The organism is Streptomyces sp. Go-475 (assembly GCF_003330845.1).
In the GTDB taxonomy this organism is placed as follows: Bacteria; Actinomycetota; Actinomycetes; order Streptomycetales; family Streptomycetaceae; genus Streptomyces.
Genome location: NZ_CP026121.1, coordinates 985,022 through 1,006,437, shown reverse-complemented (window position 1 = coordinate 1,006,437; position 21,416 = coordinate 985,022). Strand labels below are relative to the sequence as shown.

The following is a 21,416-nucleotide window of genomic DNA, read 5'->3' as shown; positions in this document are numbered from 1 at the left end:
CCGCCCCGGCGCGCGCCGGTCAGTTCGGCCGCACGGCCATTTTGTCGAGTGCCTCGAGGAGACCCGGCAGCTCCGGCCCCCGGCCCACCGGCAGGACCTCGCCGGGTTCCTCGTCGAGCAGCACGAACGCGATGTCGTCGGTCCTGGCCACGAGCGACCAGCCGGGACCGTCGGCCCGCAGGGTCCGCGCGTCGCCCGGCGCGAAGGACGAGCGGACCCGGCCCAGCGGCGGCGGCGAGTCGAGGTAGGTGCGGGCCTCCGCGAGGACGCGCCGGATGCCGCTGTGGCCCGGCTGCCCGTTCCCTCCGCTCCGCTCGTTCCCCCCGCTCTGCTCCGGACCGCCGGCCACCTCGCCGCCGTCCTCCGCGCCGCCGTCCTCCGCGCCGTCGTCGCCCTCGCCCGTCGTCCTGGAGGGCCCCGGTGTCGCGAATGCCGCGTCGTCCACCTGCTCCCGCCACGTCGCCCACTGCAGCGCGATCTCGTCGGCGCCCAGGCGCCGCTGCGCCGGTCCCCAGACGGTGGTGTCCGGCGGGGCCAGCGGGGCCCGGTCGTCGACCTCCGGGCCGGGGTCGTGGGGCGCGGGCACCCCGGGGGCCGCGACGGCGACCGCGAGGGGCCAGCCGGGCAGCGCCGCGACGACCGTGCGCTCGTCGGGCGACAGTTCGTACTCCATGCCGCAGTCCCAGGACGCGATCGCGACGGCCACCAGGGAGACGTCGTCGATGACCACGGTCCAGCGGGCGCCGTCGCCGTCCTGGCCGAGCACCAGCCCGTACCCGTCGGCGAGCGGCGCGAGGCCGAGCGCCGCGCACGCCTCCGGATAGTCGTCGCCCAGCACGCTCGGGAACTTCGCCGGCGTCAGCAGCACCGCCGTGAGCACATAGAGCGCATCGTCCGCGGCGGCGACGGCGTCCTCGTCCGTCCCGGCCATCCCAGCCTCCCCATCCGTTGGTCCAACGGCGCGCACCCTAGTGCGCCCGGAAGCCGCTTGTCACGACCTCGCAGGCGCACCCGGAGCTGCAGTTTTCCGGCGGACGGGGCGAATCGGCCGTCCGGGCCGGGCACCTCACGCCGTCGGCAGGCCCAGCAGTTCACGGGCCACGGTCCCCGGAGACTCGCCCCGTTCCCGCGCGAGCGCGACGACGGCCCGGCAGGCCAGCTCGTTCACGCCGAACGACAGCGCCTCCGGCGACACCCAGCCGGACGCCTCGTCGGCCCGCTCCTGATCGTCCTCGGCGCAGGCCGTGACGTAGACGGCCGCGGCCTCGAAGAGATTGTGCGGACGTTTGTCCCCGTCGGACTTCGTCTCCGTGCGCAAGGCACCTGCGACTCTGCCTCCGGCCTTGCGGACCTTGTTCCACATGTGCTGACCACCTTCCCCCTGTGCGTTTTCCCCGCTCACCGTTCATCTCCCGCTCACCAACGTAGAGTTGGACCTTCGGTGGCAGGAAGGGGAGGGTACCGTGAAGCGCTTCGAACGGCTGGAACGAATCCGTCGCATGGACCCCTACCGGGACGCCTCGGACATCTATCGGCTGAGCGTGGCGTACGAGTTCCCGTGGGACTTCACCCGTTCCCTGGAGCTGGCCCTGTACCGCACCTACGCCGTCCCGAGCATCGGCCGGCTGCTCGCCGAGACGGCGGAGCTCACGGAGCGTACGCAGAAGCGCTACGACGACACCTCGCTGCTGCTGGACGCCATCGTCGAGCACGGCTTCGACGCCCAGCAGGGCAGGACCGCGATCCGCCGCATCAACCAGATGCACCGCAGCTACGACATCAGCGACGAGGACATGCGCTACGTGCTCTGCACGTTCGTCGTGATGCCCAGGCGGTGGATCGACGCCTACGGCTGGCGCAGGATGTCGAGCCACGAGGTCGTCGCCAGCGTCGTCCACTACCGCACGCTGGGCCGGCACATGGGCATCAAGGACATCCCCGAGACGTACGAGGAGTTCGAGACCTGCCTCGACGACTACGAGGCGGCCCACTTCGCCTGGGACGAGGACGCCCGCCGCGTCGCGGACGCCACGCTCGACCTCATGGTCTCCTGGTACCCGCGCCCGCTCGCGCCCCTGCTCCGCGCCGCGATCCTCTCGCTGCTCGACGACCCGCTCCTGCGCGCCTTCCGCTACACCTCGCCGAGCGCCGCCACGCGCGCGTGGGCGCGTCGCGCGGTACGGCTGCGCGGGCGTGCCGTCCGCCTGCTGCCGCCCCGGCGCGCCCCGCACTTCGCCCGGCAGAACTGGGAGATCAAGGGCTACCCGAACGGCTACCGGATCGCCGACCTGGGCACCCGCCCCGTCCCCGGCGTCCGGGGCTGCCCCGTGCGGCACGTGGAGGTGCCCGGCTCCGAGGCCCGGTGACACGCTGGTTCAGTCCTCGCGGACGGCGAGCGCCAGGAAGCGGGCGTCCTCGTCGACGTACGACGTCAGGCGCCACCCGGAACCGGCCAGCAGCGGGCGCAGGTTGGGTTCGGCGCGCAGGTCGTCCGGGGTGAGCGGGCGGCCGTGGCGAGCCGCCAGCGCCGCCCTGCCGACGGGGTGGAACAGCGCCAGCACACCTCCGGGACGCACCACGCGCGCCAGCTCCCGCAGGTTCTCGGCCGGGCTCGGCAGATGCGAGATGAGACCCGCCCCGAACACGGCGTCCAGCGACCGCGGTCGCAGGGGCAGCGCGGCGACGTCCGCGAGCAGCAACGCCCCGTCACGGTCCCGTCCGGCCCGTACGGCCTCGCGCAGCATGGCCGGGGTCAGATCGGCCCCGAGGACCACTCCGGACGGTCCCACGGCGGCCCGCAGCGGCGGCAGGGCGCGCCCGGTGCCGCACCCCGCGTCGAGCACACGGTCGCCCGCACGCAGCCCGAGCTCCGCGACCGCTGCGGCGTAGGCCGGGCCGTCGTCGGGGAACCGGGTGTCCCAGTCGGCGGCGCGGGCGGTGAAGAACTCCTGGACACGCGTCTGCTCGTCGCTCATGTACCGCATGATTCCTCACCGGCACGGATGACGCCTCAGTGCACATGTTCGAGCGTGACCCGATCGTTCCGGTACATCTCTGCGTCATATTCCAACACCTTTCGAAATGCGCCCCCTTCACGCGCCCCTGGCGGGTCTAGCGTCCCTGGGCCATGGGACACCTGGACCACGCCGCCCTGGGGTGGCTGACCCCCGCGCTGTCGTACGTGATGGCCTGCATAGGCGCCGCCCTCGGGCTGCGCTGCACCGTCCGCGCGCTCGCCGCCACCGGGCGCTCACGCCGCAACTGGCTCGTCACCGCCGCGTCGGCGATCGGCACCGGCATCTGGACCATGCACTTCGTGGCCATGCTCGGCTTCAGCGTCGCCGGCACCGACATCCGCTACGACGTGCCGCTGACCCTCCTGAGCCTGCTCGTCGCCATGCTCGTCGTCTGCGCCGGCGTCTTCGCCGTCGGCTACGGCCGTGACCGCGGCCGGGCCCTGTTGCTCGGCGGGCTCACCACCGGGCTAGGCGTCGCGAGCATGCACTACCTGGGCATGGCGGCCGTCCGCCTGCACGGCGACGTGACCTACGACCCGGTGCTCGTCGGGCTCTCCGTCCTGATCGCCGTCGTCGCCGCGACGGCGGCCCTGTGGGCGGCGCTCAACATCAAGTCGCCCGTCGCCGTCACCCTCGCCTCCCTGATCATGGGCGCGGCCGTCAGCAGCATGCACTACACCGGGATGTTCGCGGTGAGTGTGCGCGTCACACCCTCCGGGGAGGCCCTGCCCGGGGCCACGGCGATGCAGTTCATCTTCCCCCTCGCCGTCGGCCTCGGGTCCTACCTCTTCCTGACCTCGGCCTTCGTCGCGCTGTCGCCGACGGCGGGGGAGCGCGAGGCGACCGCCTCGGCCCAGCGGCCGGTCGGTACTCCCGCCCATCAGCGCCCGTAGCCCCAACGGCACCCCCGAAGCCCGAGTGGCTCGCCCCGAAGCCGCGGTGGCACACCGCCGAACCACTCCCGAGCGAGGAGTCCATGCGTACACCCCGGAGGACCCCCGCGGCCGGCCCCGACACGCCGCCGCCCCCGCCCGCGCGCGGTCGCCGCGCGCACGCCGGACCACCCGCCGACGAAGGCCCCGAGACACCCCCGGGCACCGCGCAGGACGGAATACCCCCGCGCGCGGAGCGCTGGCACATCCGCCCCCGCACCGTGCGCGCCAAGATCGTCTGCCTGCTGATGGTGCCCGTCGTCTCCCTCCTGGCCCTGTGGGCCTACGCCACCGTGACCACCGCCCAGGACGTCTCCCGGCTCCGGCAGGTCCAGCGCGTGGACGCCGCGGTCCGCGCCCCGGTCTCCGCGGCGGTCGCCGCCCTCCAGGCCGAACGCGCGGCCGCGGTACGCCACGCCACCGACCCGTCCGCCGTACGCGCGGACGAACTGGCCGAACTCGCCCGGCGCACCGACCGGGCCGTCGCGAAACTGCGGCTCGGCAAGGACAACACCGTCGCCGACAGCGAGGAACTGCCCGCCGGAGTCGCCCGCCGACTGGAGGAGTTCGTCACCGGTGCCGAGCAGTTGCGGCCGCTGCGGACCGAGATACGGGACCGGCGCGTGGACTGGGCCGAGACGTACAGCCGTTACACCCGGACCATCTCGGCGGCTTTCGGCGTCGGCGGCGCCCTCACCGGCATCCAGGACGCCGACCTCGGCTCCGACGCGCGCGTGCTGCTCGAATTCGCCCGCGCGGGAGAGGCACTGGCCCGGGAGGACGCCGTGCTGGCGAGCGCCCGCCTGGACGGCGCCCTGAACGGGGAGCGGCTCCGGATCTTCACCGGCGCCGTCGAACTGCGCCGCACCCTCACCGAATCGGCCGTCGCGGACCTGCGCGGCACCGAACGCTCCGCCTGGGACGCCCTCTCCGACAGCAGCGCCTACGCCGGCCTGGGCGACGCCGAGGACAGGATCCTCGCCCGCGGGCCGGGCGCGAAGGCCGTCGAGGCGGCACCCGAGCACACCTGGAACACGGCGCACACGCGCGTGCAGCACGGCATGCGCACCATCGAGGACGACGCGGCACGCGGCGTCGCGGAGCGGGCCGACCCGTTCACCCGGGGGCTGCTCACCCCGGCCGGCGCCGCCGTCCTGCTCGGCCTGGCCGCCGTCGCCGCCTCGCTCGTCATCTCCGTACGCATCGGACGCGGGCTCGTGGTGGAGCTGGTGAGCCTGCGCAACAGCGCCCTGGAGATCGCCCGGCGCAAACTCCCCGAGGCCATGCGGAAACTGCGCGCGGGAGAGGAGATCGACGTCCGCGCAGAGGCCCCGCCCGGGCCGCCCGCCGAGGACGAGACCGCGCAGGTCGCCGAGGCCCTCGGCACCGTGCACCGCGCCGCGCTGCGGGCCGCCGTGGAACGCGCCGAGCTGGCCAGCGGCATCTCCGGTGTCTTCGTGAACCTCGCCCGCCGCAGCCAGATCCTCGTCCACCGGCAGCTGAGCCTCCTCGACAGCATGGAACGCCGCTCCGACGATCCTGACGAACTGAGCGACCTGTTCCGCCTCGACCACCTCACCACCCGTATGCGCCGCCACGCGGAGAGCCTGATCATCCTCTCCGGAGCGGCCCCCGGCCGGGCCTGGCGCATGCCCGTCTCCCTGACGAACGTGGTCCGCGCGGCCGTCTCCGAAGTCGAGGACTACGCGCGCGTGGAGGTACGGCAACTCCCCGAGGCAGCCGTCATCGGCACGGCCGTCGCCGACCTCACCCACCTCCTGGCCGAGATCATCGAGAACGCCGCCCAGTTCTCGCCGCCCCACACGCGCGTGCGGATCACCGGCGAACCCGTCGGCAACGGCTACGCCGTCGAGGTCGAGGACCGCGGCCTCGGCATGGGCCAGGAGACCCTCGCCGAGGCCAACCGCCGCATCGCGCAGTCCGAGGCGCTCGACCTGTTCGACAGCGACCGGCTCGGCCTGTTCGTGGTCAGCAGGCTCGCCGCCCGGCACGACGTCAAGGTCCACCTGCGGACCTCCCCGTACGGCGGAACCACGGCGGTCGTCCTGCTGCCCACCGCCCTGCTGCACACCGGCGCGGCGCAGCGCTCCCCGGAGGAGGCGGCGCACGCGCGGCAGCCCGAGGAACGCGCCTACGCGCGCGTGCCCGACGACCACTCCCTCCAGGACCCCGTCACCGCACCGGCCGACCGGCGCGCCCTCGTGGCTCCCGTACCGGCCGCCGCGGAGACCACCGGCCGCGCGGAGTCCCCGGGCCACACCCCGCCCCCAGGAGTCGCCACCTTGCGACTGCACCGCCCCCAGGAGCAGCCCGAAGGCTCCGACGACCTCCCACGCCGCGTACGGCAGGCCAGTCTCGCTCCCCAACTGCGCGACGGACGCCCCGAGGAGCACCCGCCCACACCGGCTTCCGGGGACGACGACCGCACCCCCGAACTCGTACGGGACCGCATGGCGGCCTACCGCGACGGCTGGGCGCGCGGCGGCGGCAGGCAACCCGGCCGCGGAACCACGCCCGGCCCCGCGGCGGGCAGCGACAGCAGCGAAGGAGACCCCGCATGATCCAGGACCCGAGCACACGGACCGCCCGGCCCTCCGGCGAACTCGACTGGCTGCTGGACGACATGGTGCTCCGCGTGAGCGAGATACGGCACGCCGTGGTGCTGTCCAACGACGGCCTCGCCGTGGGCGCCTCGAGCGACCTGCGCCGCGAGGACGCCGAGCACCTGGCCGCGGTCGCCTCGGGCTTCCACAGCCTCGCCAAGGGAGCGGGACGGCACTTCGGTGCCGGCGGCGTCCGCCAGACCATGGTGGAGATGGACGAGGGCTTCCTGTTCGTGGCCGCCGCGGGCGACGGCTCCTGCCTCGCCCTCCTCACCGCCGTGACCGCGGACATCGGACTCGTGGCGTACGAGATGGCACGCCTGGTCAAGCGGGTCGGCGAGCACCTCGGCACGGCGCCCCGCGTCGGCGCGCGGCCCCCCGCCGCCGGATGAGCCGGGAGGGCGGTCCGCGCAGATGACCGAGGACATGACGGGCACCCCGCGCGAGCAGGGAAGCCAGTGGTACGACCACGAGGCCGGCCCCCTCGTGCGCCCCTACGCCATGACGGGCGGACGCACCCAACCCGGCCCCACGGGCGTGCGGTTCGACCTCATCGCCCTGGTCACGCTGGACCCGGGCGCGCCCGGCGCGGACGAGGCCCTGCTCGGCCCGGAACACCGGACCCTGATCGGCCTGTGCCGCACGGAGACCCAGTCGGTCGCCGAACTCGCCGCCGGGGCGGACCTGCCCGTGGGCGTGGTCAGGGTCCTCCTCGGCGACCTCCTGGAACTCGGCTGCGTCACCGTCAGCCGCCCCGTACCACCCGCGCAGCTGCCCGACGAACGCATCCTGCGCGAGGTGATCGAGGGACTGAGAGCGCTGTAGATGAACGCACACCCCACCCGTACGCATGCACACCCAGCCCGTACACACGCCACCCGTTGCCGGCCCTCCCGAGAGAAGTGATCAATGGTCTCCGAGCACTCCGACGCCGCGGACGGCGAGACCGCCGCGCTGGCGCTGAAGATTCTGGTCGCCGGTGGATTCGGCGTGGGCAAGACCACCCTGGTGGGAGCCGTCAGCGAGATCCGGCCGCTGCGCACCGAGGAACTGCTCAGCGAGGCGGGCCAGTCGGTGGACGACACGGAAGGGGTGGACCACAAGACCACCACGACCGTCGCCATGGACTTCGGGCGCATCACCATCCGGTCCGGCCTCTCCCTGTACCTGTTCGGCACACCGGGGCAGGACCGCTTCTGGTTCCTGTGGGACGAGTTGTCGCAGGGAGCGCTCGGTGCGGTGGTCCTCGCCGACACCCGCCGGCTCGAGGACTGCTTCCCGGCGGTCGACTACTTCGAGCACCGGCGCATCCCGTTCGTGGTCGCCGTCAACTGCTTCGCGGGCGCCCGGCGGCACGGCGCCCCCGACGTCTCGCGCGCCCTCGACCTCGACCAGGGCACCCCTGTGGTGCTGTGCGACGCCCGGGACCGCGACTCGGGGAAAGAGGTCCTGATCCGTCTGGTCGAGTACGCCGGGCGGATGCACACCGCCCGGCTCCTCGACTCGGTCGGCTGACCGGGGCGCCGACGTCCGCTCCCGCGGCGGCCGGCTGCCCGCCGCGGGCCCGCGTGGTCAGTCCGCCACGTCCCGCTCCGCCAGCACCCGGTCGATGCTGACGCGGACGAGGAGTTCACCCGGGACGCCGTTGCGGGCCCCGAACTCCTCGGCGCGGTCCTCACCCATGTACCGGGCGCCGATGCGGGTGGCCCACCGCCGTATCTCGTCCAGGTCCTCCGAGACGCGGGCGTGACCCCGCAGCACCACGAAGGAGTACGGCGGCCGGTCGTCGTCCACGCACAGCGCGACCCGGCCGTCCCGGGCGATATTGCGCCCCTTCACGCTGTCCTTGCCGGTGTTGAACACCAACTCGTCCCCGTCCAGCACGAACCAGACCGGGGTCACGTGCGGGCTCCCGTCGGCCCGTACCGTGGAGAGCTTTCCGGTGCGGGTGCCGTACGAAACGAACTCCCGCCATTGCGCGTCGGTCATCTTCTCTGCCATGGCTCCCATCCTCCTTGCCCCGACAGCGGTCGTGGGGAAGGCTGGCGTGGAGATCCTCCGGCCAGGAGGAGAATCGCACGGGGAGAAAACGGGGAGATCGGGACATGGCGCACAACCAGGGGCTCGACTGGCTGCTGGACGACCTGACCGAGCGAGTCCACGAGGTGCGGCACGCGCTGGTGCTGTCCAACGACGGCCTGGTGACGGGCGCGAGTACGGGACTGCGCCGCGAGGACGCGGAGCACCTCGCGGCCGTGTCGTCCGGGTTGCACAGCCTGGCCAAGGGTTCGGGACGGCACTTCGGGGCGGGCAGCGTACGCCAGACGATGATCGAGTTCGACGACGCGGTGCTCTTCGTCACCGCGGCGGGCACGGGCAGTTGCCTGTGCGTCCTCAGCGGCGCCGAGGCCGACATCGGGCAGATCGCCTACGAGATGACGCTGCTGGTCAACCGGGTCGGCGAGCATCTCGACGTGGATGCGCGCCAGCCCGAACGCAAACCCATAACAGACGTCTGACCTGCGCATTCGTCATCCCCCGCGGAGTTATCCACAGGCTCGCCACGCGATCCGCCGAAGCGGCTACGGTTTTTTCACGGCGACCGCACACGGCGCGAGCCGCTGACTCCACGGGGGAGACCGACCATGTCAGGCATCAGCACCCGACCCGACCGGCTTTGCTGGGCCCCGAGCCGGGCCGCCCGCGAACTCGGCCTCAGGCGAGGCGAGTTCGACCTGGCGGTGAACCTCGGGCTCATCCGGACCGTTCCCGACGAAGGCGGCGGAGGGCGGCGTGTCGCCCGCGCCGAGATCGAGCGGCTGCGCGCCGGGGACGCCTTCCCGGACGACCTGCGCCGACGCGTCGCGACGGTCGGCACCACCGAGGGCGCCGAGCTCCTGGACGTGGCGCCCAGCAGGTTCACCAACCTCGCCCGCCACGGCCTGCTGGTTCCCGTCCGCTTCTACCTCAACCGATACCGGACCGTCGTCTGGCTGTATCTGGCCGAGGAGCTGGAGCAGTTCGCGGCCGAGCAGAGCAACGTCCCACTGCTGACCGGCGCCCGCACACCCCCGGAGATCCGGGAGGGGCAGAAGGCCGGGCTGGACCGGCGTCCCCGCAACTGGCGGGGACGCCACGTCGGATTCCTGACGCGGCAGGCGGGCGACGACCCCTGGGCGCGGGCCGCGGCCGTCGCCTGCTTCCTCGACCCCGCCGACGTGGCGGACGTCGTCGGGGACCCCTACGAGCGCGCCCACCTGGACCGCTGCCGCCCCCGGCTCCCGGCACACGGCGCACCGGGTTCACCCGCCGCCGACCTGGCCGAGACGCTCATGACAGCGAGCGAGCCGGACGAAGTGGCCTGGTTCCGCGCGGACCTCGCCCACACGATGGAGACGGCGCGCAGGCAGCGACCGGCCCCACGCCCGACCCCGCAGCAGGCCCCGGCCCCGACACCACCATCAGCTCCGGAGCCCCTGGCCGCAGGCCTGGTTCCACCCGGAGACCGGCCCGCACCCCTGGGCCACGCTCCTGCCCACGGCCTGCTGGCCTGGCTGCGCCGCAGAAGCCGGCGTCCTGTGGGCTGAACCCAGCCACCCCACAGCCCGCGGACCGGCCGCGCCCGTGCCTCCGTCTACTTCCCCGCGGACGCGGTACACGGTCACGTGAACCCAGGCGGGATGCCCGTGTCCGACACCAGAGGAGACCCATTCCGGAGGCGATCATGTTCGGTGAGACAAAGGCGTACAGCGGCTTCTCCGTGGACGACATCGACGCGGCCAGGGACTTCTACGGCGACACGCTGGGGCTGCGGGTGTCCGAGGACAACGGCATGTTGTTCCTGCACATAGCCGGTGACCGGGACATCCTGGTCTACCCCAAGCCGGACCACGCCCCGGCGACGTACACCGTCCTGAACTTCCCCGTCGACGACATCGAGGCCGCGGTCGACGAGCTGGGCAGGAGAGGGGTGCGGTTCGAGCGGTACGACCAGTTCGAGGTGGACGAGAAGGGCATCTTCCGCGGCGGCGGCCCGCTGATCGCGTGGTTCACCGACCCGGCCGGGAACGTGCTCTCCGTCCTCCAGGAGCCCTGACGCGCCGGCCATGCCCGAGCTGCCCGATGTCGAGGGGTTCCGCCAGGTGCTCGAGTCCTGCGCGAAAGGCCGGGTCATCCGGGGCGTGGACGTGCGGGACGCGGGTGTCCTGCACGGCGTCGACGCCCGGCGCCTGCGGGACGCGCTGGAGGGGCGGCGGTTCGGCACGCCGGAGCGGCACGGCAAGTGGCTGCTCGCCCGCACCGGCGGCCCCACCCTCGTGCTGCACTTCGGGATGACGGGCCGGCTGGTCTGCGGCCGTGCCGACGATCCCGTGGAGGCGCATGACCGGGTCCTGTTCACCCTGGGTGGCGGACGTCAGCTGCGCTTCCGTGACCAGCGCAAGCTCCAGGGGCTGTGGCTGGCCCACGACGAGGCCGACATCGACCGGCTGCTGGGGCGGCAGGGGCCGGACGCGCTGGCGGTGGACCGACGGGAGTTCGAGTCCGTGCTCGCGTCGCGGCGCGGGGCGCTCAAGACGGCACTCACCGACCAGTCCGTCCTCGCCGGGCTCGGCAACCTGCTCGCCGACGAGATCCTGTGGCGTGCCCGGCTGCGCCCCGACCGCCCGGCGCGTGATCTCGCCGAGACCGACCGCCGTCGCCTGTACAGCGAGATGCGCCGCACTCTGCGCTCCTCCGTCTCCGCGGGCTGCGTCCCGCCGCGTGACTCCTGGCTCACCGGCCATCGCGACGAGCGCGACCCGAGGTGCCCGCGCTGCGGCACCGGACTGCGCCGGTCCCGGATGGGGGGCCGCGGCACGGTGTGGTGCCCGCGGTGCCAGCCGGACGGCTGAGTCGACCGCGGAGGGTGGTCGGCCGCGGAGGGTGGTCGGCCGCGGTGGGTGGTCGGCCGCGGCGGGGCGTCGGCCGCCGGTCGTCGCCCGTCGGGACGTCGTCAGTCGTCGGGGTCCAGGACGGCCGGTGGTCCGGCGAGGATGCCGCCGTCCAGGACGAACTCGCAGCCCGTCGAGTAGGTGGCGTCCGTGACGATGAAGAGCACCATGCGGGCGACCTCGTCGGGCTGGCCGAAGCGGGGGATCGGCTGCCCGGCGGTGTACGCGTCGTCGAAGCCGGCCGTCATGGGGGTGCGGATGGCTCCGGGGTGCACGGAGCAGACCCGGATCCGGTCGGGCGCCAGTTCCAGCGCGGCGCTCTTGGTCAGTCCGCGCAGCCCCCACTTGCTGGCCGCGTACGCCCCGATGGCGGCGTAGGCCATCAGCCCGGACAGGGAGGACATGTTCACGATGACGCCGCCGCCGGCCCGCCGCAGTGACGGCGCCGTGGCGCGCATGCCCAGCCAGGCGCCCGTGAGGTTGACGTCGACGACCCGGCGGAAGGACTCGGGGCTCTGTTCCCCCATCGGGCCCCAGTCGATGATCCCCGCGATGTTCGCGAGGACCGAGACCGGCCCCAGGTCGCGCTCGGTCTCGGCCTGGGCCCGCTGCCAGTCGTCCTCGCTGGTGACGTCCAGGTGTGTGAAGCGGGCCCGGCCGCCGAGCCGTGCCGCCAGGTCCGCGCCCTCGGCGTCCCGGATGTCGGCGACCACGACGGCGGCACCCTCGGCCGCGAGGGCGCGGGCCACCGCTGTTCCGATGCCCCCGGCCCCACCGGTGACGATCGCCACCTGCTCGTCGAGACGTCCCATCGTGACCTCCTTGGCTCAGGGCGCTTCGGCCGGCCGGCGCTCCTCGTCCGGCGCCACCAGCGACTGGGTGAGCGGGATCCGCGCCAGCGCCAGGACGCCCGCGGCGATCAGCGCCGCACCGAACAGCTGGGGCAGCAGCCACCAGCCGGAGCGGACCGTCTCCTCGTACAGGAGGATGCCGAGGGCGAGACTCACCAGCGCGTCGCCGAGGGTGAGCGCGGGCTGCGAGGCGACCAGCGGACCGGCCTGCATCGCGTTCTCCAGCAGGAACAGGGCGCACACGCCGGTCGCGGCGAACGCGTACGTCTGCCAGGCGGTGAGGAACCCCAGGATCCCCTGGTCGTCGAGGATGTGGGTGGCGGCCTTCATCAGCGCCGCCGTCACCGCGTAGCTGATCGCCGTCGCCGCACCCAGGAACGCCGCCCGGGCCCGGCCCTCCGGGCGGCGGACGGCGGCCAGGGCGAGGCCCACCACCGCCCCCGCGCACACGGCGAGCGCGGGGATCCAGCGGTCCAGCTCCACATGGGTGCGGTTGCCGGTGGGCGACGCGGCGGCGAGCGCGATCGCCAGCCCCGCCACCACCACCGTCATGGCCAGCCAGCCCGTGCCCGGCAGCCTCCGGTGCATCAGCAGCGAGGCGACGACGAGGGTCAGCGGCAGCTCCAGCACGAACAGCGGCTGCACGATCGTCAGCGGCCCGGTCGCCAGCGCCAGCGCCTGGCAGACGGCGGCGCCGATCACCGCGAGGATCCCGGCCAGCCAGACGGGCCGGTGCAGGAGATCGAGCATCAGCCCGGCCCGGAACCCCTCCGAGCGCGGCACGGTGAGCGCCGCCTTGCGTTGCAGCACCGTCGCCACGGCATTGCTGAAGGCCGCGCAGACCGCGAACACGACGGGGAGCACGGTGTGCAGCGTGGTCACCTCCCGGATCGGCGGGCGTGTGACCCGGCTGGGCCTCCTCCTGCCATGGTCGCCGGACCGGGGCGCCGCCGCGATCGGAGCCGCACGGGCCGTCTCCGCCCGGCCAGGCTCCACGCCCGGCCCGGCCCGGCTCCACGCCCGGCCCGGCGCCCCCGGCTCCACCCCCGGCCGAGGAGATCACCGACCCCCTGCGGTCTACCCGATCCGGAGCACCGCGTACGTCTCGCCGTCCCGCGGCGGACGCGTCCAGGAGCGGGTGGTGAACGTGTGCAGCCGTCCGTTGACGATGGCATGACGCGGCAGCGACACACCGAACTCCTGGCCCACCGCTTCCAGCAGCGGCCGTTCCACCTCGGCGCTGTCCTCCGGGGCGCCGCCGAAGAACCGGCTCGGATCCAGCGCCCGCGGTATCTCCCCGCTCCGGCGGGTCTCTCCGTCCGCGTGGGTGAACGCGTACTGCTCGACACCGTCCAGCGCCACCGAAAGGTGGAAGAACGGCTCCCCGTGCCATGGCCTCAGGCCGCTCCACACCACCACCGCGCGGGTGCCGGCGCCGGCGGCCGCGGCCGGCGAGACGAACCGCCGCTGGTCGAACGGGGCGGGATCACCGTCGAAGGCGAAGCTCCAGCCGGCGCCGGCCCGGCCCACCGCCATGAGCGCCCTGTCGTCGAAGGACGAGAACTCCTGCTGGCTGCCCAGCGACCCGCGGCGCGCCTCCCAGAGGGTCATGGGTTCGTTCAGCACGGCGCCGTCCCCGTCCGCGAGGCGTCCGGGCAGCTCCTCCGGCTCCACCCCCTCCACGAGGACGAACCGGTAGGACGTGCGGTTGTTGCCCGGGTCCGGCTCCGCGAGCCACGCCAGGCCGCCCGGGTCGAGCCCGGCCCCCGGGCGCGGTGCCTCACCCTCCTGCCCGCCCCTCGGCGTGGACAGCAACTCCCGGCCCCGCTCCGGAGTCAGCAGCGGCCCCAGCAGGGGATCGGCCACCCAGGCCAGCGGCGCCAGATGGTCCGGCCCCAGCGGCTCCCACAGGGGCAGGGCGTCGGTCAGGGTCCGCCACGCCCCGTCGGAGTCCCCCCACCGGGCCAGCTCCCGCGCCCGCTCGACCGCCTCCCCGAACGGTCCGGCCGGCGCGTACCGGTACGTGCCGTTCCGCACCTGGTCCAGCGTCGCGTAGGCGAGAGACACCAAGTCCTCGTCGGCGCCCCGCAGATGGAAGAGCAGCGTGGAGTCGTCGCGGTACGAGTGCGCCGCGTGCTCGGCGACCAGCGGCGGCAGCAGCTCGGGGGCGTACCGCGGGTCCGTCACCAGCCCGTCGAAGTACACCATGGAGGTCTCGCCGAGCAGACGGCGTATCTGGTCGCCCAGCCCCGCGGCCCGCGGTCTGCCGTACTCCTTGGCCTCGTCCAGCGCCCTCCCGGCCTGTTCCCAGTCGCCGCGCAGGGCCTCCAGCCGGGCCTCCTCCATCCGGGCGTCCAGCTCGCGCGTCGTGTCGCTGGCGAACTCCGGCTCCCCGTCGCCCCGGTGCGCGCGCAGGCTGTGGAACTCCCGGTGCATGTCCTGCATGAAGGCGAGGAAGTTCGCGTGCCGCTCGGGTGGCGCGGCCCGCCAGCTCGCCCACGTGTACACGGCCCATTCGCCGTCCTCGTCCACGTCCTCGGGGTCCAGGAGGACGTAGGTGGCGTCGGCCTCGACGTCGAGCTGCAGTCCGCGCCGCCAGAGGTCCGCCTCCCGCCGCTCCTCGGGCCCGGCGTCCTCGTCCAGGTACTCCTCCGTCAGGTCGGCGAGTCCCGACTCGTTGTCGTGCCAGCGGGCGTCCTCGGTGCCCGACAGGAGCCACACGAAGCCGCCCGCGTGCCGCCACCCGTCGCTGACCTTGAGGAACTCCCGGTACGACGGGGGCATCCGGCGGCCGAGGCGCTCCTCCATGGCCGCGATCCGCTCCTCGGACGCGGGTGGGAACCCCAGCCACCGCGCCTGCCGCGCGGCCTCGTCGTCCGCGCTCCGCGTGTCGTCGTCCGGCAGGGAATCCGCCCACTCCCCGCTCCACTTGAGCAGGAAGGAACGCCAGTCGAATGCCGTGGTGTCCGTCATGCGACCGATGCTGCCACCCGCCACTGACAGTGCCCCTGCGATCCGCGGCCCTCTTCGCATGTGCACGGGTCAGTGGAGGGTGGGCCGGTAGACGAGTTCCTGGATGTGACCGTCGAGCGTCCGGTGCCCGACCAGCTCGAGGTCGAAGTCGGCCGCGCCCTGGAAGACCGGGTTCAGCCCGGTCCGGCCGGTGATGACGGGGAAGAGCGTCACCTGCAGGCGGTCGACCAGGCCGGCCGCCATCAGCGCCCGGTTCATCGACAGGCTGCCGTGCGAGCGCAACGGCACGTCGGACTCCTCCTTGAGCCGGGTGACGACGTCGACGGCGTCACCGCTCACGACGGTCGCGTCGGGCCAGTCGAGGGGGCCTTCCAGCGTCGTCGACACCACCGTGGCGGGCAGGTTCCTCATCCGGGTGACCCATGGGTCACGTACGTCGGACTCCTCGGTGCTCGACGCCAGCATCCGCGCGAACGCCCGGTAGGTGTTGGCCCCGAAGACCATCCGCTGTTCCGCGCCGTACAGCTCAAGGCGGTGGTCGAGCAACTCGGGACCTTGCTTGCCCCAGTAGCCGGTCCAGCCGGCGCGGGCGGTGCCGTAGCCGTCGAGGCTGGAGAAGACGTCGAAGGTGTAGGTGGCGGTCATGGGGTTCTCCTCGCGCGGGGGCGATCGGTGCGGGTACGGAACGGCGATCTTCCCGGGTGGAACATCACCGGCCGTCACACCGACAGACCCCGCACGCACCAGGAACTCATCGCCGCACCCACCGAGGAGAACGCGGCCAGCCCGGACCCCGCCCGATCACCTCCTCACCGCATCAGCCCCGCCGCGCTCCACGGCGTCCATGAAGTCCAGCATCAGGCGGTTGCTCCGCTCGGCATGGTCGATCTGGGGTCCGTGGCCGGTGTCGGAGAGGATCTCGGCCCGGGCGCCCGGGATGAGTCGTGGGACGCGCTCCAGCTGCCGCTGGGGGTGGACCAGCAGGCTGCGCTTGCCCATGAGCAGGTACAGCGGCGTGGTGATGCCCGCCAGTTCGGTCTCGGACAGGGGCAGGGGGGCAGGGCGGCGTATGCGGTAGGCGCGCACTCCGCTCCTGACCATGGCACGCAGTTCCGGCACCACGAGCACGGGCTGCTCCAGCCAGGCGGCGAGGCGGGGCCGCAGCGCCTTGGGGGCGAAGGTGGCGAACAGGCTCGCGAAGATCCACACGAAGAAGCGCAGCCCCACCTTCTCCAGGCCGCCCGGATCGAGCAGGGTGACCGAGGCGAGGCGCTCGGGCCTGTGGTGTGCCTGGTTCAGGGCGAGCCAGCCGCCGTACGAGCTGCCCACGAGGTGGACCCGGTCGAGTCCGAGCGCGGCAAGGGACTCGTCGAGCCACTGGGCGGCCCGCTCGGGCTGGTGGATGGGCGCGCGCTGGACGCTGCGGCCGGGATCGCCCGGGGTGTCGAGGGCGTAGACGGGCCGCTCGGAGCTCAGGTCGGCGGTGTTCGGATACCACATGGCGGAGCAGGCACTGCCCGCGCCGTGCACGAGGACGACCGGGGTGCGGTCGCGGGCGGCGGGGTCGGCCGGGTCGTAGCGGTAGACGTGGGTGGTCGCGAAGGACGTCTCCACGTCCTGCTCCCAGGAGGCCGGTGCGCCCAGCGCGTAGACGGCGTCGCAGGCGGCGAAGTACCGCTCGCGCCAGGCGTCGCTGACGAAGCGGCCGACATCGGCCTGGCGGGGGGCTGTTGCGGACGAGGACACGGCTACCTCCCGGAACGGTCCATCTTTGTGGTACGACCGTACCACGATGATGGTACGGCTGTATCATCAAAGGGGCCGGAGGGCCCGTGCACTGCCGACCGGAGCGGAGAGCGAAGGATGCCCAGACGCGTCGACCATGCGGAGCGGCGGACCGAGATCGCGGAGGCACTCGTCCGGGCCGCCGGGCGGCTGGGCCTGCACGCGGTGGGGATGCGCGACGTGGCGGCGGAGGCGGGTGTGTCGCTCCGGCTGGTGCAGTACTACTTCGAGTCCAAGGAGAAGCTGCTGCTCTTCGGGCTCCGCCATCTCACCGAGCGGTTCGCGCGAAGGGTGGCCGCCCGGGTGGCGGCCGCGGGCGCCGACCCGGGGCCGCGCGCGGTGATCGAGGCGCTCCTGGCGGCGGCCCTGCCGGTCGATGCCGAGAGCCGCACCTTTCACCACCTGTACACCTCGTACGCGGTCCTGGCCGTGACGGACGAGGCGCTCGCCGCCCAGCCGTTCATCAAGGACCCGGACAGCGCCGAGGACACCGTGGCCGGGCTGCTCCGGCAAGCGGCGGAGCAAGGGCGGTTGCGGCCCGGCGTGGACCCCCGGGCGGCGGCGGCCGGTCTGCTGTCCCTGTCCGCCGGGCTCGGCACCAGCGTCCTGGTCGGCCAGCGCAGCGCCGAGTCGGCCACCGGCGTGCTCGCCCACCAGCTGGACCTGATCTTCCTGCCCGGCCCCGCCGGCACCGCCTGAGGCCCGGCCCCGCCGACGCTGTCTGCGCCCCTGGCGGCGCTGACGAGGAGGGGGCCAGGTCAGCCCAGCTTCCGGAAGAGCCCCTCCTGCACGACCGACACGACCAGTCGGCCGTCACGGTCGTAGATGCGGCCCCGGGCCAGACCACGGCCGCCGACCGCGATGGGGGACTCCTGGTCGTACAGCAGCCAGTCGTCGGCGCGGAAGGGGCGGTGGAACCACATCGCGTGGTCCAGGGACGCCATGTCGAAGCCGCGCGGGCCCCAGAGCGGCTCGACCGGGATGCGGACGGCGTCCAGGAGGGTCATGTCGCTGGCGTAGGTGAGGGCGCAGGTGTGGACGAGCGGATCGTCGCCGAGCGGCCCGACCGCGCGCATCCACACGGCGCTGCGCGGCTCGGCGTCCTCGACGTCCTCCGGGCTCCAGCGCAGCCGGTCCACGTAGCGGATGTCGAAGGGCTGGCGACGGGCCATCCGCTCCAACTGCTCGGGCAGGGCGCCCAGGTGCTCCCGGATCTCGTCCGTGACGGTCGGGAGCGACTCCGGGTTCGGGACGTAGCGGGCCGGCGGCAGCTGGTGCTCGAAGCTGCCCTCCTCCGGCTTGTGGAAGGAAGCGGTGAGGTTGAAGATCGTGCGGCCCTGCTGCACGGCCGTGACCCGGCGGGTCGTGAACGACCGGCCGTCGCGCACGCGCTCGACCTGGTAGACGATCGGCACGCCCGGGATGCCCGGGCGCAGGAAGTACGCGTGCAGCGAATGCACAGGACGGTCACCGTCCGTGGTGCGGCCGGCGGCGACCAGGGCCTGGCCCGCCACCTGGCCCCCGAACACCCGCTGCAGGGACTCCTGCGGGCTGCGGCCACGGAAGATGTTGACCTCGATCTGCTCCAGATCGAGCAGGTCGACCAGTCTCTCGGCCGGGTTCGTCGTCATCGGTGGGATCCTCCTGTGCTCGCTGCGGCCCGGCCCGTCACAGCTGGCCGACGTCGGTGACCCGGACGACCGCACGGCCCTCCGCGTCCGAGGCGGTGAGGTCCACCTCCGCGCTGATGCCCCAGTCGTGGTCGCCGTTCGGGTCGTGGAAGATCTGCCGCACCCGCCACAGGCCGTTCTCCGGCTCCTCCTCGATGAGCAGCAGCTTCGGGCCGCGCGCGTCGGGACCGGTGCCGAGGTCGTCGTACTCGTCCCAGTACTTGTCCATCGCCTCGCCCCACGCCTCGGCGTCCCAGCCGGACTCCCCGTCCAGCTCGCCCAGCTCCTCGACCTGGTCCAGGGCGGCCAGTTCGACGCGGCGGAACATGGCGTTGCGGACCAGGACGCGGAAGGCGCGCGCGTTGGCGGTGACCGGCTTGACCTCGTCGGCCTTCTCCTGGGCCTCCTCGGCGGTCATCTCCTCCGGGTTGGCGAGCTGCTCCCACTCGTCCAGCAGGCTGGAGTCGACCTGGCGCACCATCTCGCCCAGCCACTCGATCAGGTCCTGGAGGTCCTCGGACTTGAGGTCGTCCGGGACGGTGTGGTCGAGGGCCTTGTAGGCGCTGGCCAGGTAGCGCAGCACGATGCCCTCGGTGCGGGCCAGCTCGTAGTGGGACACCAACTCCGTGAAGGACAGCGCCCGTTCGTACATGTCGCGGATGACCGACTTCGGCGACAGCGGATGGTCGCCGACCCAGGGGTGGCTCTTGCGGTACGTGTTGTACGCGTGGAAGAGCAGCTCCTCCAGGGGCTTCGGGTACGTGATGTCCTGGAGGCGCTCCATGCGCTCCTCGTACTCGACGCCGTCCGCCTTCATCTGGGCCACGGCCTCGCCGCGCGCCTTGTTCTGCTGGGCGGCGAGGATCTGGCGCGGGTCGTCGAGCGTCGACTCCACGACGGACACCATGTCGAGGGCGTACGACGGCGACTCGGGGTCGAGCAGCTCGAACGCGGCGAGCGCGAACGTGGACAGCGGCTGGTTGAGCGCGAAGTCCTGCTGGAGGTCGACCGTGAGGCGGACGATGCGGCCGGTGGGGTCCGGCTCGTCGAGCTTCTCGACGATGCCGCCGTCGAGCAGCGAGCGGTAGATGGCGATGGCCCGGCGGATGTGCCGCAGCTGCTGCTTGCGCGGCTCGTGGTTGTCCTCCAGCAGCCGGCGCATCGCGTCGAAGGCGTTGCCGGGGCGGGCGATCACCGACAGCAGCATCGTGTGCGTCACCCGGAACCGGGAGGTCAGCGGCTCCGGTTCCGAGGCGATGAGCTTCTCGAAGGTCTGCTCCGACCAGGCGACGAACCCCTCCGGTGCCTTCTTGCGGACGACCTTGCGGCGCTTCTTGGGGTCGTCGCCGGCCTTGGCGAGGGCCTTCTCGTTCTCGACGACGTGCTCGGGGGCCTGCGCGACGACGAAGCCCTCCGTGTCGTAACCGGCCCGGCCGGCGCGCCCCGCGATCTGGTGGAACTCCCGGGCCCGCAGGGTGCGCACGCGGGTGCCGTCGTACTTGGTGAGGGCCGTGAACAGCACCGTGCGGATGGGGACGTTGACGCCGACGCCGAGCGTGTCGGTGCCGCAGATGACCTTCAGCAGACCGGCCTGCGCGAGTTTCTCCACCAGGCGGCGGTACTTGGGCAGCATGCCGGCGTGGTGGACGCCGATGCCGTGCCGGACGTAACGGGAGAGGTTGCGGCCGAACTTGGTGGTGAAGCGGAAGTTGCCGATCAGGTCGGCGATCTGCTCCTTCTCCTCCTTCGAGCACATGTTGATGCTCATCAGCGCCTGCGCCCGCTCCACGGCCTGGGCCTGCGTGAAGTGCACGATGTACACGGGCGCCTGCCGGGCCTGGAGCAGGTCGGTGAGCGTCTCGGTGAGCGGCGTGAAGCGGTACTCGTAGGACAGCGGCACCGGGCGGGTGGCCGAGCGGACCACCGCCGTGGGGCGGCCGGTGCGGCGGGTGAGGTCCTTCTCGAAGAAGGAGACGTCGCCGAGCGTCGCCGACATCAGCACGAACTGCGCCTGCGGCAGCTCCAGGATCGGGATCTGCCAGGCCCAGCCGCGGTCGCCCTCGGCGTAGAAGTGGAACTCGTCCATCACGACCTGGCCGACGTCCGCGTCCTTGCCGTCGCGCAGCGCGATCGACGCCAGGACCTCGGCGGTGCAGCAGATGACCGGGGCGTCGGAGTTGACCGACGCGTCGCCGGTGAGCATGCCGACGTTCTCCGTGCCGAAGATCTTGCACAGCTCGAAGAACTTCTCCGACACCAGCGCCTTGATCGGAGCCGTGTAGAAGGTGACCTCGTCGCGGGCCAGGGCCGCGAAGTGCGCGCCCGCGGCGATCATGCTCTTGCCGGATCCGGTGGGCGTCGACACGATCACGTTCGCGCCGGAGACCACCTCGATCAGCGCCTCCTCCTGGTGGGGGTAGAGCGTGAGCCCCCGCTCGCCGGCCCACGACTCGAAGGCTTCGTACAGGGCGTCGGGGTCGGCGGTCGGCGGCAGCTGATCGATGAGGGTCACGCCCCCATCTTGCCTGGCCCGGTGCCCGATGCGGGAATCGGCTGCGGCCCGGAAGATCACGAACGCTACGCTGGGGCGCCGACGACGCGTCAGCGCACCCGGTCAACTGGACAGCGGCACA

At 72.9% G+C, this 21,416-nt stretch carries 22 protein-coding genes; 11 read left to right on the top strand and 11 right to left on the bottom strand.

Annotated features, from left to right (window positions below; all coding sequences use genetic code 11):
* Positions 1–19: 19 nt before the first annotated feature.
* Complete coding sequence (locus C1703_RS04480) at positions 20–931, bottom strand: hypothetical protein (protein ID WP_114250646.1); 912 nt, start codon at positions 929–931, stop codon at positions 20–22.
* 135 nt (positions 932–1,066) lie between these two features.
* Entirely contained in the window at positions 1,067–1,363 is a 297-nt protein-coding gene (locus C1703_RS04475) for a hypothetical protein (RefSeq protein ID WP_114250645.1), read from the bottom strand.
* A 100-nt stretch (positions 1,364–1,463) separates the two neighbouring features.
* Here C1703_RS04475 and C1703_RS04470 point away from each other — a divergent pair, with 100 nt between their 5' ends.
* Complete coding sequence (locus C1703_RS04470) at positions 1,464–2,366, top strand: oxygenase MpaB family protein (protein ID WP_198678088.1); 903 nt, start codon at positions 1,464–1,466, stop codon at positions 2,364–2,366.
* Between the two features lie 9 nt (positions 2,367–2,375).
* Here the strand turns inward: C1703_RS04470 and C1703_RS04465 are convergent, their stop codons facing one another.
* Positions 2,376–2,975, bottom strand: a complete 600-nt coding sequence (locus C1703_RS04465; protein ID WP_114257294.1) for a class I SAM-dependent methyltransferase — start codon at positions 2,973–2,975, stop codon at positions 2,376–2,378.
* Positions 2,976–3,127: 152 nt separating this feature from the next.
* Here C1703_RS04465 and C1703_RS04460 point away from each other — a divergent pair, with 152 nt between their 5' ends.
* The 5 genes from C1703_RS04460 (at position 3,128) to C1703_RS04440 (ending at position 8,088) form a co-directional block, all read left to right on the top strand.
* Positions 3,128–3,910, top strand: coding sequence for an MHYT domain-containing protein (locus C1703_RS04460; RefSeq protein ID WP_114250644.1), 783 nt, complete (start codon positions 3,128–3,130; stop codon positions 3,908–3,910).
* A gap of 83 nt (positions 3,911–3,993) precedes the next feature.
* Positions 3,994–6,531, top strand: coding sequence for a nitrate- and nitrite sensing domain-containing protein (locus tag C1703_RS04455; RefSeq protein ID WP_114250643.1), 2,538 nt, complete (start codon positions 3,994–3,996; stop codon positions 6,529–6,531).
* Positions 6,528–6,965, top strand: coding sequence for a roadblock/LC7 domain-containing protein (locus C1703_RS04450; protein ID WP_114250642.1), 438 nt, complete (start codon positions 6,528–6,530; stop codon positions 6,963–6,965). The genes C1703_RS04455 and C1703_RS04450 overlap by 4 nt, the downstream gene beginning before the upstream one ends.
* A gap of 22 nt (positions 6,966–6,987) precedes the next feature.
* Positions 6,988–7,398 carry a DUF742 domain-containing protein gene (locus tag C1703_RS04445; RefSeq protein WP_114250641.1) on the top strand — a complete coding sequence of 137 codons (411 nt, stop codon included), beginning with the start codon at positions 6,988–6,990 and terminating at the stop codon, positions 7,396–7,398.
* Between the two features lie 84 nt (positions 7,399–7,482).
* Complete coding sequence (locus C1703_RS04440) at positions 7,483–8,088, top strand: ATP/GTP-binding protein (RefSeq protein WP_114250640.1); 606 nt, start codon at positions 7,483–7,485, stop codon at positions 8,086–8,088.
* A 57-nt stretch (positions 8,089–8,145) separates the two neighbouring features.
* Here C1703_RS04440 and C1703_RS04435 read toward each other — a convergent pair whose 3' ends face one another.
* Entirely contained in the window at positions 8,146–8,574 is a 429-nt protein-coding gene (locus C1703_RS04435) for a PPOX class F420-dependent oxidoreductase (protein WP_114250639.1), read from the bottom strand.
* A gap of 104 nt (positions 8,575–8,678) precedes the next feature.
* Between C1703_RS04435 and C1703_RS04430 the strand changes: the two genes are divergently transcribed.
* The 4 genes from C1703_RS04430 to C1703_RS04415 all read left to right on the top strand — a co-directional run bounded on the left by C1703_RS04430 (position 8,679) and on the right by C1703_RS04415 (position 11,465).
* On the top strand, positions 8,679–9,092 hold the full coding sequence (locus tag C1703_RS04430; protein WP_114250638.1) for a roadblock/LC7 domain-containing protein: 414 nt from the start codon (positions 8,679–8,681) through the stop codon (positions 9,090–9,092).
* A gap of 126 nt (positions 9,093–9,218) precedes the next feature.
* Complete coding sequence (locus tag C1703_RS04425) at positions 9,219–10,160, top strand: DUF6397 family protein (protein ID WP_114250637.1); 942 nt, start codon at positions 9,219–9,221, stop codon at positions 10,158–10,160.
* Between the two features lie 137 nt (positions 10,161–10,297).
* The gene (locus C1703_RS04420) at positions 10,298–10,669 is read left to right on the top strand and encodes a VOC family protein (protein ID WP_114250636.1); all 372 of its coding nucleotides are present in this window, start codon (positions 10,298–10,300) and stop codon (positions 10,667–10,669) included.
* A gap of 10 nt (positions 10,670–10,679) precedes the next feature.
* On the top strand, positions 10,680–11,465 hold the full coding sequence (locus C1703_RS04415; RefSeq protein WP_114250635.1) for a DNA-formamidopyrimidine glycosylase family protein: 786 nt from the start codon (positions 10,680–10,682) through the stop codon (positions 11,463–11,465).
* Positions 11,466–11,566: 101 nt separating this feature from the next.
* On the opposite strand, the gene C1703_RS04410 is transcribed toward C1703_RS04415, so the two are convergent.
* The 5 genes from C1703_RS04410 to C1703_RS04390 form a co-directional block, all read right to left on the bottom strand.
* Positions 11,567–12,316: an SDR family oxidoreductase gene (locus tag C1703_RS04410; RefSeq protein WP_114250634.1), complete on the bottom strand. Its 750-nt coding sequence runs from the start codon at positions 12,314–12,316 to the stop codon at positions 11,567–11,569.
* A gap of 15 nt (positions 12,317–12,331) precedes the next feature.
* A complete protein-coding gene (locus tag C1703_RS04405; protein WP_114257293.1) occupies positions 12,332–13,228 on the bottom strand; it encodes a DMT family transporter in 897 nt (298 codons plus the stop codon).
* 204 nt (positions 13,229–13,432) lie between these two features.
* Positions 13,433–15,328, bottom strand: coding sequence for an SMI1/KNR4 family protein (locus tag C1703_RS04400; protein WP_114250633.1), 1,896 nt, complete (start codon positions 15,326–15,328; stop codon positions 13,433–13,435).
* A gap of 69 nt (positions 15,329–15,397) precedes the next feature.
* Positions 15,398–15,973, bottom strand: a complete 576-nt coding sequence (locus tag C1703_RS04395; protein ID WP_114250632.1) for a dihydrofolate reductase family protein — start codon at positions 15,971–15,973, stop codon at positions 15,398–15,400.
* Between the two features lie 156 nt (positions 15,974–16,129).
* Entirely contained in the window at positions 16,130–17,074 is a 945-nt protein-coding gene (locus tag C1703_RS04390; RefSeq protein WP_114250631.1) for an alpha/beta fold hydrolase, read from the bottom strand.
* 117 nt (positions 17,075–17,191) lie between these two features.
* Between C1703_RS04390 and C1703_RS04385 the strand changes: the two genes are divergently transcribed.
* A complete protein-coding gene (locus tag C1703_RS04385; RefSeq protein ID WP_114250630.1) occupies positions 17,192–17,812 on the top strand; it encodes a TetR/AcrR family transcriptional regulator in 621 nt (206 codons plus the stop codon).
* Positions 17,813–17,871: 59 nt separating this feature from the next.
* Here C1703_RS04385 and C1703_RS04380 read toward each other — a convergent pair whose 3' ends face one another.
* Positions 17,872–18,744 carry an acyl-CoA thioesterase II gene (locus C1703_RS04380; RefSeq protein ID WP_114250629.1) on the bottom strand — a complete coding sequence of 291 codons (873 nt, stop codon included), beginning with the start codon at positions 18,742–18,744 and terminating at the stop codon, positions 17,872–17,874.
* Positions 18,745–18,781: 37 nt separating this feature from the next.
* Positions 18,782–21,295, bottom strand: a complete 2,514-nt coding sequence (locus tag C1703_RS04375) for a DEAD/DEAH box helicase (protein ID WP_198678087.1) — start codon at positions 21,293–21,295, stop codon at positions 18,782–18,784.
* Between the last annotated feature and the right edge of the window lie 121 nt (positions 21,296–21,416).

Bases quoted from the DNA above. Each gene is read 5' to 3' on its own strand.
- C1703_RS04480 (WP_114250646.1), bottom strand. From the start codon at position 931: ATGGCCGGGACGGACGAGGACGCCGTCGCCGCCGCGGACGATGCGCTC.
- C1703_RS04475 (WP_114250645.1), bottom strand. From the start codon at position 1,363: ATGTGGAACAAGGTCCGCAAGGCCGGAGGCAGAGTCGCAGGTGCCTTG.
- C1703_RS04465 (WP_114257294.1), bottom strand. From the start codon at position 2,975: ATGAGCGACGAGCAGACGCGTGTCCAGGAGTTCTTCACCGCCCGCGCC.
- C1703_RS04460 (WP_114250644.1), top strand. From the start codon at position 3,128: ATGGGACACCTGGACCACGCCGCCCTGGGGTGGCTGACCCCCGCGCTG.
- C1703_RS04455 (WP_114250643.1), top strand. From the start codon at position 3,994: ATGCGTACACCCCGGAGGACCCCCGCGGCCGGCCCCGACACGCCGCCG.
- C1703_RS04450 (WP_114250642.1), top strand. From the start codon at position 6,528: ATGATCCAGGACCCGAGCACACGGACCGCCCGGCCCTCCGGCGAACTC.
- C1703_RS04445 (WP_114250641.1), top strand. From the start codon at position 6,988: ATGACCGAGGACATGACGGGCACCCCGCGCGAGCAGGGAAGCCAGTGG.
- C1703_RS04440 (WP_114250640.1), top strand. From the start codon at position 7,483: ATGGTCTCCGAGCACTCCGACGCCGCGGACGGCGAGACCGCCGCGCTG.
- C1703_RS04435 (WP_114250639.1), bottom strand. From the start codon at position 8,574: ATGGCAGAGAAGATGACCGACGCGCAATGGCGGGAGTTCGTTTCGTAC.
- C1703_RS04430 (WP_114250638.1), top strand. From the start codon at position 8,679: ATGGCGCACAACCAGGGGCTCGACTGGCTGCTGGACGACCTGACCGAG.
- C1703_RS04425 (WP_114250637.1), top strand. From the start codon at position 9,219: ATGTCAGGCATCAGCACCCGACCCGACCGGCTTTGCTGGGCCCCGAGC.
- C1703_RS04420 (WP_114250636.1), top strand. From the start codon at position 10,298: ATGTTCGGTGAGACAAAGGCGTACAGCGGCTTCTCCGTGGACGACATC.
- C1703_RS04415 (WP_114250635.1), top strand. From the start codon at position 10,680: ATGCCCGAGCTGCCCGATGTCGAGGGGTTCCGCCAGGTGCTCGAGTCC.
- C1703_RS04410 (WP_114250634.1), bottom strand. From the start codon at position 12,316: ATGGGACGTCTCGACGAGCAGGTGGCGATCGTCACCGGTGGGGCCGGG.
- C1703_RS04400 (WP_114250633.1), bottom strand. From the start codon at position 15,328: ATGACGGACACCACGGCATTCGACTGGCGTTCCTTCCTGCTCAAGTGG.
- C1703_RS04395 (WP_114250632.1), bottom strand. From the start codon at position 15,973: ATGACCGCCACCTACACCTTCGACGTCTTCTCCAGCCTCGACGGCTAC.
- C1703_RS04385 (WP_114250630.1), top strand. From the start codon at position 17,192: ATGCCCAGACGCGTCGACCATGCGGAGCGGCGGACCGAGATCGCGGAG.
- C1703_RS04380 (WP_114250629.1), bottom strand. From the start codon at position 18,744: ATGACGACGAACCCGGCCGAGAGACTGGTCGACCTGCTCGATCTGGAG.